17 protein-coding genes are annotated in these 15,058 nt (G+C 28.4%); 8 read left to right on the top strand and 9 right to left on the bottom strand.

From position 1 onward, the window contains the following. Positions 1 to 2: 2 nt before the first annotated feature. The 6 genes from KI686_RS05715 to KI686_RS05690 all read left to right on the top strand — a co-directional run bounded on the left by KI686_RS05715 (position 3) and on the right by KI686_RS05690 (position 4,765). Positions 3 to 170: a CcoQ/FixQ family Cbb3-type cytochrome c oxidase assembly chaperone gene (locus KI686_RS05715; RefSeq protein ID WP_237588304.1), complete on the top strand. Its 168-nt coding sequence runs from the start codon at positions 3 to 5 to the stop codon at positions 168 to 170. Positions 171 to 182: 12 nt separating this feature from the next. After that, positions 183 to 1,040: a cbb3-type cytochrome c oxidase N-terminal domain-containing protein gene (locus tag KI686_RS05710; RefSeq protein ID WP_237588303.1), complete on the top strand. Its 858-nt coding sequence runs from the start codon at positions 183 to 185 to the stop codon at positions 1,038 to 1,040. A gap of 30 nt (positions 1,041 to 1,070) precedes the next feature. Next, entirely contained in the window at positions 1,071 to 2,498 is a 1,428-nt protein-coding gene (ccoG, locus tag KI686_RS05705; protein WP_438617003.1) for a cytochrome c oxidase accessory protein CcoG, read from the top strand. A gap of 7 nt (positions 2,499 to 2,505) precedes the next feature. Beyond that, a complete protein-coding gene (locus KI686_RS05700) occupies positions 2,506 to 2,952 on the top strand; it encodes a FixH family protein (RefSeq protein WP_237588302.1) in 447 nt (148 codons plus the stop codon). Continuing rightward, positions 2,952 to 3,650, top strand: coding sequence for a sulfite exporter TauE/SafE family protein (locus KI686_RS05695; protein WP_237588301.1), 699 nt, complete (start codon positions 2,952 to 2,954; stop codon positions 3,648 to 3,650). The genes KI686_RS05700 and KI686_RS05695 overlap by 1 nt, the downstream gene beginning before the upstream one ends. A gap of 128 nt (positions 3,651 to 3,778) precedes the next feature. After that, a complete protein-coding gene (locus tag KI686_RS05690) occupies positions 3,779 to 4,765 on the top strand; it encodes a PorP/SprF family type IX secretion system membrane protein (RefSeq protein WP_237588300.1) in 987 nt (328 codons plus the stop codon). On the opposite strand, the gene murI is transcribed toward KI686_RS05690, so the two are convergent. The 8 genes from murI to KI686_RS05650 all read right to left on the bottom strand — a co-directional run bounded on the left by murI (position 4,762) and on the right by KI686_RS05650 (position 12,618). Beyond that, positions 4,762 to 5,565: a glutamate racemase gene (gene murI, locus KI686_RS05685; protein ID WP_237588299.1), complete on the bottom strand. Its 804-nt coding sequence runs from the start codon at positions 5,563 to 5,565 to the stop codon at positions 4,762 to 4,764. The two genes, KI686_RS05690 and murI, sit on opposite strands and share 4 nt — an antisense overlap. A gap of 65 nt (positions 5,566 to 5,630) precedes the next feature. Further along, the gene (locus tag KI686_RS05680) at positions 5,631 to 6,137 is read right to left on the bottom strand and encodes an OmpH/Skp family outer membrane protein (protein ID WP_237588298.1); all 507 of its coding nucleotides are present in this window, start codon (positions 6,135 to 6,137) and stop codon (positions 5,631 to 5,633) included. Positions 6,138 to 6,149: 12 nt separating this feature from the next. Next, the gene (locus tag KI686_RS05675) at positions 6,150 to 6,932 is read right to left on the bottom strand and encodes an OmpH/Skp family outer membrane protein (protein ID WP_237588297.1); all 783 of its coding nucleotides are present in this window, start codon (positions 6,930 to 6,932) and stop codon (positions 6,150 to 6,152) included. Positions 6,933 to 6,996: 64 nt separating this feature from the next. Continuing rightward, positions 6,997 to 9,528: an outer membrane protein assembly factor BamA gene (gene bamA, locus KI686_RS05670; RefSeq protein WP_237588296.1), complete on the bottom strand. Its 2,532-nt coding sequence runs from the start codon at positions 9,526 to 9,528 to the stop codon at positions 6,997 to 6,999. Positions 9,529 to 9,535: 7 nt separating this feature from the next. Beyond that, positions 9,536 to 10,279, bottom strand: coding sequence for an undecaprenyl pyrophosphate synthase (gene uppS / locus KI686_RS05665; protein ID WP_237588295.1), 744 nt, complete (start codon positions 10,277 to 10,279; stop codon positions 9,536 to 9,538). Positions 10,280 to 10,281: 2 nt separating this feature from the next. Continuing rightward, positions 10,282 to 10,959 carry a type IX secretion system protein PorG gene (gene porG / locus KI686_RS05660; RefSeq protein WP_237588294.1) on the bottom strand — a complete coding sequence of 226 codons (678 nt, stop codon included), beginning with the start codon at positions 10,957 to 10,959 and terminating at the stop codon, positions 10,282 to 10,284. Between the two features lie 106 nt (positions 10,960 to 11,065). Continuing rightward, on the bottom strand, positions 11,066 to 11,965 hold the full coding sequence (locus tag KI686_RS05655) for an NAD kinase (RefSeq protein ID WP_237588293.1): 900 nt from the start codon (positions 11,963 to 11,965) through the stop codon (positions 11,066 to 11,068). Further along, positions 11,965 to 12,618 (bottom strand): CBS domain-containing protein, encoded by a 654-nt coding sequence (locus tag KI686_RS05650; protein WP_237588292.1) that lies wholly within the window; start codon positions 12,616 to 12,618, stop codon positions 11,965 to 11,967. Before KI686_RS05650 ends, KI686_RS05655 begins: the two co-directional genes overlap by 1 nt. A 66-nt stretch (positions 12,619 to 12,684) precedes the next feature. Here KI686_RS05650 and KI686_RS05645 point away from each other — a divergent pair, with 66 nt between their 5' ends. Continuing rightward, positions 12,685 to 13,398 carry a pyridoxine 5'-phosphate synthase gene (locus KI686_RS05645; protein ID WP_237588291.1) on the top strand — a complete coding sequence of 238 codons (714 nt, stop codon included), beginning with the start codon at positions 12,685 to 12,687 and terminating at the stop codon, positions 13,396 to 13,398. Positions 13,399 to 13,494: 96 nt separating this feature from the next. Continuing rightward, positions 13,495 to 14,268 (top strand): alpha/beta fold hydrolase, encoded by a 774-nt coding sequence (locus KI686_RS05640; protein ID WP_237588290.1) that lies wholly within the window; start codon positions 13,495 to 13,497, stop codon positions 14,266 to 14,268. Between the two features lie 53 nt (positions 14,269 to 14,321). Here the strand turns inward: KI686_RS05640 and KI686_RS05635 are convergent, their stop codons facing one another. Next, the gene (locus tag KI686_RS05635) at positions 14,322 to 15,041 is read right to left on the bottom strand and encodes a 3-ketoacyl-ACP reductase (protein WP_237588289.1); all 720 of its coding nucleotides are present in this window, start codon (positions 15,039 to 15,041) and stop codon (positions 14,322 to 14,324) included. Positions 15,042 to 15,058 lie beyond the last annotated feature (17 nt).

Genomic DNA, 15,058 nt, shown 5'->3' with positions numbered 1-15,058 from the left:
TTATGTTAAAGTTTGTAAAAAATCATATGGAGAGTATTACGGGTATAGAAATTTATCCAATAATATCATTAGTTATATTCTTTACCTTTTTTGTAGCCTTATTTTGGTGGGTTATTACAGCTAAAAAAGAATATATAAATAAGGTAAGTAATTTACCATTAGATAATTAAAATCAGTATAAAATGAAAAAATATTTTAATTCTACGGTATATGTCATCTTTGTAATAGTTACTTTTTTAGCACTAGCAAAGTCGTTTATGGTTTACGAAAATCCATTTGATATTTATGAAAACCCATTAGTTTGGCTTGCGCTTATTGGTTTTATCATTGTAGTTGTTTTAAAAGAAATGGTAAATGTAATTGCTATTACTAAAGCAAAAGAATTACAAAATGAAAAGTTAGGAATTGTACCAGAAGAAAGTGATCCTTGGTTAAAAAAAATTATAGCTTCTTGGACAAAAGCAAAAGCAGTAGAAGATGAAGAGGAAATTATTCTAGATCATAATTATGATGGAATAAAAGAGTTAGACAATACTTTACCACCTTGGTGGGTGTATATGTTTTACGGAACCATAATTTTTGCTGTAGTTTATTTAGTACGTTTTGAAGTAGTTGGTGATGATAATCAAATTGTAGAATATAACAAAGCTGTAGCAGAAGCAAAAGTTGCTTTAAACAAGTATAAAAAAAGCGCACCAGATTTAATTACAGCAGAGAATGTTACTCTTTTAATAGATGCTAAAGATTTAAGCAGAGGTAAAGCAATTTTTAAATTAAACTGTGCTTCTTGTCATTTAGAAGATGGTGGAGGACAAATTGGACCAAACCTTACAGATGAATATTGGATTTTAGGAGGAGGAATAAAAAATGTTTTTACTACTATTTCTAACGGAGGTAGAGATGGTAAAGGAATGATTGCTTGGAATAAAACTTTAAAAGCTGCAGATATGGCTAAAGTAGCAAGTTATGTGCTTTCATTACAAGGTACCAAGCCAGCAAACCCAAAAGCACCTCAAGGAGAAAAATGGATTGAAGAGTAAAACTATTTTACATAAAATTTTCAATTTAAAATGATGACAGAAACACCCAAAAACGAACAATTTAGAGACAGTATCGGTACTATAGATAAAGCCGGTAAACGTTCTTGGGTTTTTCCTAAGAAACCAAGCGGGAAGTTTTACAAATATAGAAGTTATGTAAGTTACTTTTTATTGGTATTCTTTTTATCATCACCATTTATAAAAATTAATGGAAATCAGTTTTTATTATTTAATGTTTTAGAACGTAAGTTTAATATTTTCGGATTTCCTTTTTGGCCACAAGATTTTCATTTGTTAGTAATTTCAATGATAATTGGTGTTGTTTTTATAATATTATTTACAGTTGTTTTTGGTCGTATTTTCTGTGGATGGATTTGTCCGCAAACCATTTTTTTAGAAATGGTTTTTAGAAAAATAGAATATTGGATAGAAGGTGATAGAGGAAAACAAATAAGATTAAACAAACAACCTTGGAACGCTGAAAAAATTAGAAAAAAAGTACTTAAATGGTTTGTGTTTTTTATTATTTCTTTTCTAATAGCAAACGTATTTTTAGCCTATTTAAAAGGTGGAGATGTTTTAATTAATTACATAACAAGTAACCCTTTAAATAATGTAAGTACACTTATTTCTTTATTAATTTTTACAGGTGTTTTCTATTTTATTTTTACTTGGTTTAGAGAGCAAGTTTGCATAATTGCTTGTCCTTATGGTAGATTACAAGGTGTTCTGTTAGACAATAAAACAATAAATGTTGCTTATGATTATAAACGTGGAGAAGGAGAGAAGGGAAGAGCAAAATTTAAAAAGAATGAAGATAGAAAAGCATCCGGAAAAGGAGATTGTATAGATTGTAAACAATGTGTTGTTGTTTGCCCTACAAATATTGATATTAGAAATGGTACGCAATTAGAGTGTGTAAACTGTACAGCTTGTATAGATGAGTGCGACCATATGATGGAAAGTGTTGGTTTGCCAAAAGGTTTAATTAGATATGCAAGTGAAGATAATATTGCAAAAAAGAAACCTTTTAAATTAACTGCAAGAATAAAAGGATACTCTGCAGTGTTGTTTATTTTAATTGGTGTTTTGGTTGGTATGTTGTTTTTAAGAAATGATGTGGAAGCTACAATTTTAAGGTTACCTGGTCAATTATATCAACATAAAGAAAACAATATTATAAGTAATGTTTACACTTTTAAAGTGATTAATAAAACTACAAAAGATATTAATAATGTTAATTATAAAATCTTATCACATAAAGGAACCATTAAGTTAGTTTCTGATCATGATTTTATAGTGCCAAAACAAGGTTTAGCAGAGGGTACATTATTTATAGAGTTAAATGCATCTGTATTAACAGACGATAAAGAAGAATTAGAAATTGGTGTTTTTAGTGGCAACAAACTTATTGAAACTACAAAAACTAATTTTTTAGGACCAAGAAGTTATAAATAAAAAGAGTATGAAATTTAATTGGGGAACAGGAATTGTAATTGCTATTATTGGTTTTATCAGTTTTATCATGTATTTCGTAATTACGATGAGTACAGATAAAAGTTATAGTCACGATTTAGTTACAGATAAATATTATCAACAAGAATTGGTATATCAAGATCAAATTGATGCCACAGAAAATGCATTAAAACTAAAAGAAAAAATAACCTTAACTAAGGTAAAAGAAGGTTTAAAAATAAAATTTCCATCAAATATTGAAACAAAAGAAATTACAGGAAAAGTGTTCCTTTACAGACCATCTAATAAACAATTAGATTTTGAAATGCCAATTTCAATCTCTAATACATATTTGCTCGTGCCTGAGAAACGTTTGTTAGGTGGTCGTTGGAACATTACTGTTTCTTGGAGTTATAAAGGTAAAGAATATTTATTTAAAGAAGAGTTGAGTTTTTAATGTTTCTATCTGCAGTTATATTTGGTTTATTAGGTAGTTTCCACTGTGTTGGTATGTGCGGACCAATTGCTTTTATGTTGCCAATAGACAGGAAAAATAGAACTAAAGGTTTTTTTCAGATTTTAAGTTATCATTTAGGTAGGTTGTTAACTTATAGTTTAATAGGCTTGTTATTTGGTTTGTTGGGTAAAGGTTTTTATTTCTTTGGTTTTCAACAGCAATTATCTATAATTGTTGGTTTTACAATGATACTTGTAATTGTTTATCCTAAACTTTTTTCTAAAGTCAATGGATCTAAAAATCTAAGTAAAATTATATTTAAAGTAAAAAATGCGTTAGGCAAAGAGTTAAAAAATAGAAAAAATAATACTTTTTTTACAATTGGTTTTTTAAACGGATTTTTACCTTGCGGATTAGTATATATGGCTGTTTTTGGTGCTATAACTACTACAAATGCCTTATCTGGCAGTTTATATATGTTTTTATTTGGTTTAGGTACAATACCTTTAATGACTTCTGTAGTTTATTTAGGTAATTTTTCAAAAGGAATGATTAGACAGAAAGTACAAAAAGCAATACCTGTTGTAGTTGTGTTTATTGGAGTTTTATTTGTTTTAAGAGGTTTAGGTTTAGGTATTCCTTACATATCACCAGAACCAGTTATAGATTCAATTAATGCTAATTATTTATGTCATTAATTCTTTTTTTTAATAATTTATAGTTATTATTAAATTATTAGTGTTTTTTTGTTGTTAAATATTTTAGAGCAAAAGTATTTATATAAAAAATATTATATATTTGATAACTTATAAATAAACTAGTTTTAATGAAGTTAAGTTACCTGCAATATTGCATTTTTTGTGTATTATTTTTTTCTTTAAACACTTTTTCTCAAGAAACATTACCTATATATCAAGATTATTTATCAGATAATGTATATTTAATTCATCCTTCTGCTGCAGGTATTGGTAACGCTGGTAAATTAAGATTTACAGCTAGACAGCAATGGTCTGGCATACCAGATGCACCAACTTTACAAACCATCAGTTTAAACTCTAGATTTGGTGAGGAAACAAATGCTGCTTATGGTTTAATTTTATTTAATGATAAAAACGGGTATCATTCTCAAAAAGGAATTCAAGGTACATATGCTTATCACTTGCCGTTAAATGATAATGGACATTATTTTGAACAATTGTCTTTCGGATTATCTTTTACTTTTATTCAAAATCAATCAGATCAAACAGCTTTTGGTAATGATGATGTAGCTGCTATTATACAAAACACAAGTTATTTTAATGCAGACTTTGGTGCAGCATATCACAAAGGTGGTTTTTCATCATATTTTACAGTAAAAAATTTATTACAAACAAATAAAAATAATTTAAACGTTTTAGAACCTTTAGATTTAAAAAACTTTGTATTTGCCGCTGGTTATTATTATGATAACTATTATTTTTTACAATTAGAGCCTTCTTTTATGGTTCAATTAAAAGAAAGTACTGGACAAACAATAGCAGATTTTAACATTAAAATGTATAAAACATTTTCTACAACTCAGTTTTGGGCTGCTTTATCATACAGAAGAAGTTTTGATGGAGCTGACGGGGTAAATAACTTTAAATTCATTTCACCAATAATTGGTTTAAATTATAAAAAGTTAATGTTTTCTTATACCTATACAAACCAATTAGATGATATTGTTTTATCTAATACCGGATTTCATCAAATAGGTTTAGGTATTAATTTATGGACAAGAGAGAAAAATTGGAGAAGTACACCAAACATAAATAACTCTTTTATTGGTTACTAAAACTCTTTTTTTGTAATAGTTATATTTTTAGTTTTTTTCTGATCAACAAACATTTCCATTACTTTCTTGTCTTTATTGATAAAAAAATGATGTAAACTATTCTGATTGTTACTTGTATTTAATAATGAGTTTTTATTTAAAATAGCCTTTGTTTGTCTTGCCACAGCTTCTCCTGAATCAATAATTTGAATGTGATTTCCTACTATTTCTTTAATTTGAGGGATTAAATAAGGGTAGTGTGTACAGCCTAAAACTAAGCAGTCTGCGTTCTTTTTTATTAAAGGTGATACATAACTTGATAATAATTTTTTCATGGCTTCAGATTCTATTTTTTCAGATTCTATAAGCTCGACCAGACCTTTACCAATTATTTCGATAATTTTAATTTCTTTATTTAAAGTATTAGAGGTTTTTTCGAATAACTCACTGTTTAGGGTTCCTTTAGTAGCTAATATACCTATGGTATTTGTTTTGGTATTTAATGCTGCAATTTTAATAGCTGGCTCTATGCCTATAAAAGGAACATCATATTTATTTCTTAAAACTTTAATAGCATTTGTAGTAGCTGTATTACACGCTACTACTATTAATTTACAATTCTTTTTAAGAAGTATCTCTGTGTTTTTAATAGATAAATTAATGATGTCTTCTTTGCTTTTATCACCATAAGGAGCATTTTTACTATCAGCAAGATAAATAGTGTTTTCTGATGGTAAAAGAGTGTTAATTTCTTTCCAAATAGAAGTACCTCCAATTCCAGAATCAAAAATACCAATAGGGAAGCTGTTAGATTTTATCATGCCTTAAAAATAAAAAAACCTACTGAATTCAGTAGGTTTAGTTTTTTAATAAAATAAGTATTTTTTTAGAATCCTAATTTTGCTTTTACAGCAGGGAATAAGTCTTCTCCTTTTTTAACTAGTAAACCTTTACCATTAGTAGCATCTATTACATATAAGATGTTTTTTGCAGCAGCAACTTCTTCTACAGCTTTTTGAGCCTTTTCTATAATAGGTAATAAGCCTTCTTGTTGTTTTTTCTGCATATCTTGGTAAGCTAATCTTCTTGCTTGTTCTAATTTAGCAGCTTCACCTTGTAACTCTTGTACTCTTTGGTCATTAGTCTCATTAGTTTGAGATTTAGATTCAGCAACGTATTTCTTTTGAGTAGCCTCAATTTTCTTTTCCATTCCTGTAATTTCATCTTGATAAGTTTTACCAAGTTTTTCAATGTCAGATTTAAGAGTTTTTGTTTCTGGCATCTCAGCTACTAATTTTTCAAAGTCTATATGACCTATTTTTTGTGCATTTGTAAAACCACTTACACCTAAAGTAAATACAGCAATTAATAGTAACGTTTTTAAATTTTTCATTATTGTTTTGATTTAATTATTGTTCTTGTTTTCTTCTTGTTCTTCCTTTTCTTTTTTTAAGGCTTCTTTCTTTTCTCGTAATAATTTTCTTTTTTCTTCTCTTTGTTTGGCAGCAGCTTCTCTTTTTTCTGCAATTAGTTTCTTTTTTTCTTCTAACTCTGCAAGCTTCTTTGCCTTAGCTTCTTCTTTTTTTGCTATTTGTTCTTTTTGTTTATCTGTTAACTCTTTTGGCGCATTTTGTTGTTCTTTCTTTTGCTTATTTTTAGTATCTATTAATCGAGTTCTATCTATAGTTGCTAAAACAAGGTCGCTAATATCGTATTTTTTATTTGAATATAGCATAACTAAATCGCTAGATTTATCAAAAACAAAATCATAATTTTTTCTAGATGCAATATTTTGTATGGCATTGTAAACTTGATCTTGTATAGGTTTTACTAATTGTTTTCTTACAGAAAACATACTACCATTTGGGCCAAAATATAAAGATTCTTGTTTTCTTAATTGCTCTTGCTTTATAAAGATTTCTTCTTCTTTCTCTTCAATTAAATCTTTTGTAAGAATAGCTTTTTCATTAGCTAAATCTGTTTTTAAAATTTCAATTTCTCTTGCTTGTTGATCTAATTTTGTTCTCCATTTTACAATTTTGGCATCTAAAGTATTTTGAGCTTCTATATATTCTGGTACATTTTCTAAAATATATTCCATATCTATATAAGCAATTATCTGACCTCTTTGTGACCAAGAAAGATTAACACTAAGTATAAGACTAAGAAATAAAAATATTTTTTTCATTTGTATAATGTATTTAGAAAAAACCATGCCAAAAAAACTTTTTCTTTACAAAATTACAGTTTTATTAGAATTGTCTTCCAATAATAAAATGTGTTTGCCAACCAGATTTATCGTTTTCTCCAGGTAAAGGATCAAAACCATGTGCAAAGTCAATCCCTAATAACCCAAATGCTGGCATAAATATTCTTACACCTAATCCTGCTGAACGTTTTAATTCAAACGGATTAAAACTATTAAAATTGTCATAAGAATTACCTGCTTCTAAAAACCCTAAAGTATAGATAGAGGCAGAAGGAGAATCTGTAATAGAATACCTTAACTCTAATTGAAACTTATTATAAATTGTACCTCCGAAAGAAGACGAAAGTCCGCTATTTTCATATCCTCTTAAACCAATAGTTTCTCTACCATCTAATTGGTAAGTAGCAATACCATCACCACCTACGTAATAACGTTCTACTGGAGTTGCACCTAAATCATCATTATAAAAACCTAAGTACCCCATTTCTGCATTAGACATTAATACCAATTTATCTGTAAAAGAAGTATACCATTTTCCTTTAAAGTTTAATTTATAATATTCTAACCATTTATATTTATCATTATCACTTAAATCGCTATCTGTGTAGTCTGTATTGTTAAGTAATGAGTAAGGAAAAGTAGCTTTTGCTCCAATTGTAAACTCAGATCCGTATGTTGGGAATATTAAACTTGGTCCTGCAGAATTTCTAGTTAAAGAAATGTTGTAAGATAAGTTGTTTAATGTACCGTTGTTAAGATTTATGTTTGCTAAACCAAAACTATAATCATTAGATTTTAAAGCTTGGTAACTTACAGATTGTGATAATTGGAAATAATCATCTGGCCATTTTAAACGTTGTCCTAATCCTAAAGTAGCACCAATAATAGATAAGCTTTGGCTTTTATCTACATCATAAGTTGTATAATCTAAAGAATATTGATTAGATGAGTATACAGAAAAAGATAAAGATTTTGGTTTTTTACCACCTAACCAAGGTTCTGTAAAAGAAAAACTATAAGTACTATAAGTTCTACTTGTTTGTAATCTTAAAGATAAAGTTTGTCCATCTCCCATAGGTAATGGTTTGTATGCTTCTTTATTAAAAATGTCTTTTACAGAAAAGTTATTAAAAGATAAACCTAAAGTACCTATAAAAGATCCACCACCGTAACCTCCTTGTAACTCTATTTGACTACCTCCTTTTTCTACAACACTAAAATCTATATCTGCAGTTTTGTTTTCATAATCTGGTATAACGTCTGGTGTAACGTTAGCATCAAAGAATCCTAATTGACCGATTTCTCTAATAGATCTAATTATTGCACTTCTACTAAATAAATCACCTGGTTTTACTCTTAATTCTCTAAATAGTACGTGGTCGTTTGTTTTTTCGTTACCAGAAAGAGTAACTTTTTTAATACGTGCTTTTTCATCTTCTCTAATTCTAATTTCTACAGTAATAGAGTCGTTTAAAACTTTTGTTTCTACAGCATTTACAGAAGAGAATAAAAATCCATTATCTTGGTATAATGTAGAAATATCTTGAGATGTTGGTGTACCGTCTCCTTTAATACGTTCTTCTAAAACAGCTCCGTTGTATACATCTCCTTTTTCAATTTTTAAATAGCTTTGAAGTTGTTCATCTGTATATTCTTTATTACCGATAAAAATTATTTCAGAGAAACGATATTGTCTTCCTTCTTCTAAATCAATATTAATATTTATAGTGTTGTCATCATTCCAAGATATACCATCGCTAAGAATACGTGCATCTCTATAACCTAATCTGCTATATTTATCTAAAATACTTTCTAAATCTTCTTGATATTCTTCTTCTATATACTTAGAACCTTTCCAAAAACGACCAATGAATTTTTCTTTAGTGTTTTTCATTGCTTTTTTCAGTTTTGCATCAGAAATAGCAGTATTACCAGTAAATAGAATGTCTTTAATTTTTATTTTATCTCCTTTATCAATAAATATAGACATATCAACAGTATTAATATCTGATGTGTCTTTTCTTACATCTAAACTAACTTTTGTTTTAAGAAAACCTTTGTCTGTATATTTTTTTGTAAAATAATTTTTAGTAGTAACAATAAGGTTGTCTGTAACTTGCGCACCAGTTTTTAACTCTGCGTCTTTAATAAGTTCTTTTGCTTTTCTGTTTTTGATACCATTAATTACTACCGTTTTTAACTGTGGTAATTCTTGTACATCAAATTGTAGGTAAACAGTATTACCATCTATTTTGGCTAAATAAACATCTACATCGCTAAACTGTTTACTTTCATATAGTTTTTTTATTGCACTTGTTAGTTTGTCTCCTGGTAGTTTTATTAAAGCACCATTTCTTAAACCAGTAAATACCCTAACTGTTTCTTCGCTAAATTTCTTTAGCCCAGTTACACTTATGCCTCCTAATGTATATTCTTTGCCTTTTTGATAAGAAAGATTGTCTGAAGATATTGTGTCTTTTTTAATAGTTGGTATACTATCTTTATTTGTTTGTGCGTTAACATTAAAGGTAAAAAATAATGTTATTAGTACTACTGACGCAGAAAATAATTTCATATAAAACTTATTCTGTAATTTGTTCGCTTGTTTTTCCAAATCTTCGTTCTCTATTCTGGTATTCTATGATTGCATCATAATAATGCTCTTCTCTATAATCTGGCCAAAGAATATCTGTAAAATATAATTCGGCATATGCCATTTGCCATAATAAGTAATTACTAATGCGTTGTTCTCCACTAGTTCTTATCATTAAATCAACATCGGGCAAATTAAACGTATATAAATGGTTATTTATAGTTTTTTCATCAATTTCTTCAATATTAAGTTCTTTATTAACAACTTTTTTAGAAATGTTTTTAATAGCGTTAACAATTTCTTCTCTAGAACCGTAACTTAAAGCAAATGTTAAAGTAATTTTTGTGTTGTTTTTTGTAGATTCAATTACGTGTTCTAAAACTTTTTGTGCGTTTTTTGGTAAACTAGTAAGATTACCAATAGCATTTACTTTTACATTTTTTCGTTGAAATTCTGGTAATTCTTTTTTTAGAGTAGAAATTAATAAGCTCATTAAGGCATCTACTTCTATTTTTGGTCTTTTCCAGTTTTCTGTAGAAAAAGCATACATTGTCAAGAATTTTACACCTATCTCAGAAGAAGCGTCTGCTATTTGTCTTATTGCTGTAAGTGCATTTCTATGACCAAAAATCCTATTCATTCCTTTACCTTTAGCCCATCTTCCGTTGCCATCCATAATAACGGCTACATGGTTTGGTACTTTTTGTAAGTTAATGTTTAGTTTTTTATCCATATTTATATTCTATTAGAGTAACAGGCTGGCCTACCGAATGTGTATATTAGAGAAACTCCTGTAAACATATACCAATCGTTGCCTGTGCCATCTAAATTTATGTTTGGTGTGTTATTAGTTGTAAAATCTAAATCATCTTCAAAAGTATATCTAAATTTTGCTTCAATAGAAAATGCTAAGTTATTATATAATTTAGATTTATAGCCAAATCCGAAAGGAATAGCAAAAGAAGTTTTATTACCTGTTATAAGGTCTTGGTTTTCTGTGTGAGATTTTACGTTAGTGTAATTAAAACCAGCTACTTCTAGTAAAAGATAAGGTGTCCAAGTTTTATCTTCAGAAGAAAGATCATATTCATAAAAATTGAATTCTATACCTAAAGCAACTTCATTAATAGTATTTTTAAAGCTATAACCTCTATCGCTTCTAAAATCTATGTCAGATTTTTCATCATCACCTTCTATTGGTAGGTAGCTGTAAGTTGTTCTTAATGCCACTCTTGGATTCCAATTATATTTAAAAAATACGGCTCCTGCAGGCTTGTTAGGGTAAAAGTAGTAGTTACTACCAATATCTCCAACATAGTTTGTGCCTCCAAAAGATACTCCAGCCTCATAGACTTGACCAAGTAGTATCGAAGAAAAATTTACAAAAACAAAAAATAAGATTGTGTTTTTCATCCTAAAAAATAGCGTGCAAATATAAGAATTTCAATTTGCTTTATAAAGTTAATATTCAGTCTTTTTTGAATAACAAATATTTTAGGCTATTATTGTTTGATTAATGTTAAAGATTAGTTTTGTTTCTAATATCTTCTCCCCATAGTAATTTACTTCTAAGGGTTTTTAAAAAAGATTGATTTTTTGGTAAAACACTTTTAATTGTGTAATCTGCTTTTTCTATAAAAACCTTAGTATCATTTGCAACGGTTGTAACTCTAGAATCTAGTGATACTAAAAAGTTTTTTTCTCTAGAGTCTACCTTTAATTCTATTTTTGTATTATCGGAAATTACCATAGGCCTTGCGTTTAAATTATGAGGTGCAATGGGGGTAATTACTAAGTTTTTAGAATCGGGTAAAATTACAGGACCATTACAACTTAAAGAGTAACCTGTAGAGCCTGTTGGTGTAGATATTATAAGGCCATCTGCCCAATAATTGGTTAAGTATTCTTCGTTTAAATATGTTTTTACACCAATCATAGAAGTGGTGTTCTTTTTAGCTATAGTAACTTCGTTTAAAGCAAAATTTAAATCGCCAAATTTATTAGTTTCTGGTTCTGTTCTTATTGTAATAAGTGCTCTTTCTTGAATTGTATATTCTCCGTTTAAAACTAGATTTATACTTTCTTCTATAACGTCTTTGGCTACAATTGCTAAGAAACCTAATCTACCAGTGTTTATACCTAGTATTGGTATGTCTAAATTTCTAATATGTGTTACAGAGCGTAAAAAAGTTCCATCACCGCCAATAGTAAGCATTACATCAAAGGTGTTATCTAAATCACTAAAATTACCGAATGATTTGTAAGAATCTTCTAAGACTTTTTCTTGTATTAGAAGATTATAAAATTCTTCTTCAATGTAGAATTCAATATTATTTTTAATTAAAACCTGTAAAAGTGTTTTAATTTCTTTTTCTGATGTAACTGCGTAAGATTGACCGTAAATAGCTGCTTTTTTCATTACATTTCTAAGTATTTTTGTAGATATTCAGATCTATTTTTTAAGTCTTCCAAATAAATATCATTTTCATGCATAGATATAATTTTATAATCATATCGCCTAAATGTTTGCATGATTTCGTTTATTTTGTTCGAAATTATTTTTAGAGTTATCTGTGTATTATCTGTTTTTTTCTCTGAAACATATAAGCCTAATAATAAGCCTCCGTTAGTTTCTATAATCTGTATAACTTCGCTCATAGAATAATCATCTTTAGATTTTTCTACAATAAGTGTTTCTCCTTCTTCAATCATAAAAGGGCTAGTAGAAAAAACATCTAAAACATCACGTAAGTCAAAATAACCTATATAGTTTTTTTGTTCATCTAAAACAGGAATAATATTTGTATCATTATCTGCAAATATTTTTAATAATTCTAGAACAGTGGCTTTTTCATCAGCAAAAAAAGAATTTAGTAAATAAGAATATTCTACTAATTCATCGGTTTTGTTTTCTAATGTTTGTATATCTTCTTCTGCAAAAGAACCTAATAATTTATTGTTTTCTATTACAGGGAAATGTGTTATAGGGTAGTTTTTAAACACTTTTTGAGCTCTTTTTACAGAGTTTTCTAAGCGTAAAGGTTTTATTTCTTTTAAAATGTAATCGTTCATATTCATGCTCTACGAATATAGGATAAAATGATTTAATAAATTATCTTTGCGTTCTAATTTTAGATAATGACAAAGTTAAGTGTAAATATTAATAAAATAGCAACTTTACGTAATTCTCGTGGTGGAAATGTGCCAGATTTGTTAAAAGTTGCAAGTGATATTGAGGGTTTTGGGACTCAGGGAATTACAATTCATCCAAGGCCAGACGAAAGACATATACGTTACCAAGATGCAAGAGATTTAAAAAATGTGGTAACTACAGAATATAATATTGAAGGAAACCCAATCAAATCTTTTATGGATTTGGTTTTAGAAGTTAAGCCTACGCAAGTTACTTTGGTGCCAGATGCTGTAGATGCTATTACATCTAATGCTGGTTGGGATACAATTACACATCAATCTTTTTTACAAGAGGTGATAAAAGAGTTTCAAAAAAACGGAATAAGAACTTCTATTTTTATTGATACAGATAAAAAATTGATTGAGGCTGCAGCAAAAACAGGTGCAGATAGAATAGAATTATATACAGAAGATTTTGCAACTCAATTTGGGTTAGGAAATAAAGATGTTGTAAAACCATATACAGAAGCTGCAATTTTAGCCAATAAATTGGGATTAGGAATTAATGCTGGGCACGATTTAAGTTTAGATAACATTCAGTTTTTTAAAGAAAATATACCTAATTTGGCAGAGGTTTCTATTGGTCATGCATTAATTGCAGAAAGTCTATATCTAGGTTTAGAGAATGTTGTAAATATGTATTTACATCGTTTAAAATAAATAAGAACTTAGTAAAAGTAATTTTTATTCATAAATAATATTCAGAAATGCTGCTTTTTTAGGTAGTTGATAAATTTCTATAATTAAATAATTTAAATGTCAAATAATCCAATATTACATTCAACAATAAAAGGTGAAGGAAAACCATTATTAATTTTACATGGATATTTTGGGATGTCTGATAATTGGAAAACTTTAGGAAATCAGTTTTCAGAAAATCATCAAGTACATTTAATAGACCAAAGAAATCACGGACGTAGTTTTCATGAAGATGAATTTAATTATGAGGTTTTAGTAGAAGATTTATTAGCTTACATTAAACATCATCAATTAGAAAAAGTAGATGTTATTGGGCATTCTATGGGTGGTAAAACTGCTATGTTATTTGCAGTAACTTATCCAGATTTAATAGATAAATTAATAGTTGTTGATATTTCGCCAAGAATGTATCAACCACATCATAATGCAATTTTAGCAGCTTTAAATTCTGTTGATTTTTCTATTCAGAACACCAGAAAGTTGGTAGAAGAAAAGCTGTCTGTGTTAATTCCAGAATTTGGTGTACGTCAATTTTTATTAAAAAATGTTTATTGGAAAGAAAAAGGACAATTGGCATACAGGTTTAATTTAAACTCTTTAACAGAAAATAACCCAGAAGTGGGTGAAGCTTTGCCTCCGTTTACGGTTTTCGAAAAAGAAACATTATTTTTAAAAGGAGATAAATCTGGGTATATTACAGAAAATGAAGAGCCAATTATAGAGGCACACTTTCCTAACTCTAAAATTGTGACTATTAAAAATGCAGGACATTGGTTGCATGCAGAAAATCCGAAACAATTTTTTACAGAAGTATCAGAGTTTTTAACATAAAAAAAGAGCCATTAAATATTTAATGGCTCTTTTTTTATGTTTATTCAATTTTTTTATGGATTTGTAGACCACAATGCAGCACCTTTAAGCATTGCTCTTCTTGGTAATTTTAAACCAGCAACAATTAATTCGGCAAAATCTTCTGGCTGTAAAACACTATCTTCAGAATCTTTATTTGCAATTCCAAGATCAATAGACATATCAGAAACAATTGTACTAGGTGTTAGAGTACAAACTCTAATATTGTTTTTACGTACTTCTTTCATTAAAGATTCAGACATACCAATAACTGCAAATTTAGATGCAGAATAAGCAGAAGTTGTTGCATTACCATTTAAGCCAGCTGTAGAAGAAACGTTAATAATATCTCCTTTGTTCTTTTCAATTAAATATGGTAAAACTTCTTTAGTAACATAATACATACCCATAACATTGGTTTGTATTATTTTGCTCCATTGCTCAACTGGCATATCATTTAAAGTACCAAAAGCAGCAATACCTGCATTATTAACTAAAATATCTACTGTACCAAACTCTGTTATAATGTCTTGTATTCCTTTTTTAACTTCGTCATAATTACCTACATCAAAAGTAGTATAGATTGCATTAACTCCAAAATCTTCTAATTCAGAAACAGTTTCTTTTAAAACAGTCTCATTTCGGCCAGTTATGGCAACATCAATTCCTTCTTTTGCAAATGCAATTGCTGTAGCTTTACCTAAACCTCTACCACCACCAGTTATTATTGCTTTTTTACGGACTAGATTTTCCATTTTTTTATATATTTTAA

The organism is Polaribacter sargassicola, from assembly GCF_021991835.1.
GTDB classification, from domain to species: domain Bacteria; phylum Bacteroidota; class Bacteroidia; order Flavobacteriales; family Flavobacteriaceae; genus Polaribacter; species Polaribacter sargassicola.
This window is presented reverse-complemented; position numbering and strand designations above follow the sequence as displayed.

Bases quoted from the DNA above. Each gene is read 5' to 3' on its own strand.
- KI686_RS05715 (WP_237588304.1), top strand. From the start codon at position 3: ATGTTAAAGTTTGTAAAAAATCATATGGAGAGTATTACGGGTATAGAA.
- KI686_RS05710 (WP_237588303.1), top strand. From the start codon at position 183: ATGAAAAAATATTTTAATTCTACGGTATATGTCATCTTTGTAATAGTT.
- ccoG (WP_438617003.1), top strand. From the start codon at position 1,071: ATGATGACAGAAACACCCAAAAACGAACAATTTAGAGACAGTATCGGT.
- KI686_RS05700 (WP_237588302.1), top strand. From the start codon at position 2,506: ATGAAATTTAATTGGGGAACAGGAATTGTAATTGCTATTATTGGTTTT.
- KI686_RS05695 (WP_237588301.1), top strand. From the start codon at position 2,952: ATGTTTCTATCTGCAGTTATATTTGGTTTATTAGGTAGTTTCCACTGT.
- KI686_RS05690 (WP_237588300.1), top strand. From the start codon at position 3,779: ATGAAGTTAAGTTACCTGCAATATTGCATTTTTTGTGTATTATTTTTT.
- murI (WP_237588299.1), bottom strand. From the start codon at position 5,565: ATGATAAAATCTAACAGCTTCCCTATTGGTATTTTTGATTCTGGAATT.
- KI686_RS05680 (WP_237588298.1), bottom strand. From the start codon at position 6,137: ATGAAAAATTTAAAAACGTTACTATTAATTGCTGTATTTACTTTAGGT.
- KI686_RS05675 (WP_237588297.1), bottom strand. From the start codon at position 6,932: ATGAAAAAAATATTTTTATTTCTTAGTCTTATACTTAGTGTTAATCTT.
- bamA (WP_237588296.1), bottom strand. From the start codon at position 9,528: ATGAAATTATTTTCTGCGTCAGTAGTACTAATAACATTATTTTTTACC.
- uppS (WP_237588295.1), bottom strand. From the start codon at position 10,279: ATGGATAAAAAACTAAACATTAACTTACAAAAAGTACCAAACCATGTA.
- porG (WP_237588294.1), bottom strand. From the start codon at position 10,959: ATGAAAAACACAATCTTATTTTTTGTTTTTGTAAATTTTTCTTCGATA.
- KI686_RS05655 (WP_237588293.1), bottom strand. From the start codon at position 11,965: ATGAAAAAAGCAGCTATTTACGGTCAATCTTACGCAGTTACATCAGAA.
- KI686_RS05650 (WP_237588292.1), bottom strand. From the start codon at position 12,618: ATGAACGATTACATTTTAAAAGAAATAAAACCTTTACGCTTAGAAAAC.
- KI686_RS05645 (WP_237588291.1), top strand. From the start codon at position 12,685: ATGACAAAGTTAAGTGTAAATATTAATAAAATAGCAACTTTACGTAAT.
- KI686_RS05640 (WP_237588290.1), top strand. From the start codon at position 13,495: ATGTCAAATAATCCAATATTACATTCAACAATAAAAGGTGAAGGAAAA.
- KI686_RS05635 (WP_237588289.1), bottom strand. From the start codon at position 15,041: ATGGAAAATCTAGTCCGTAAAAAAGCAATAATAACTGGTGGTGGTAGA.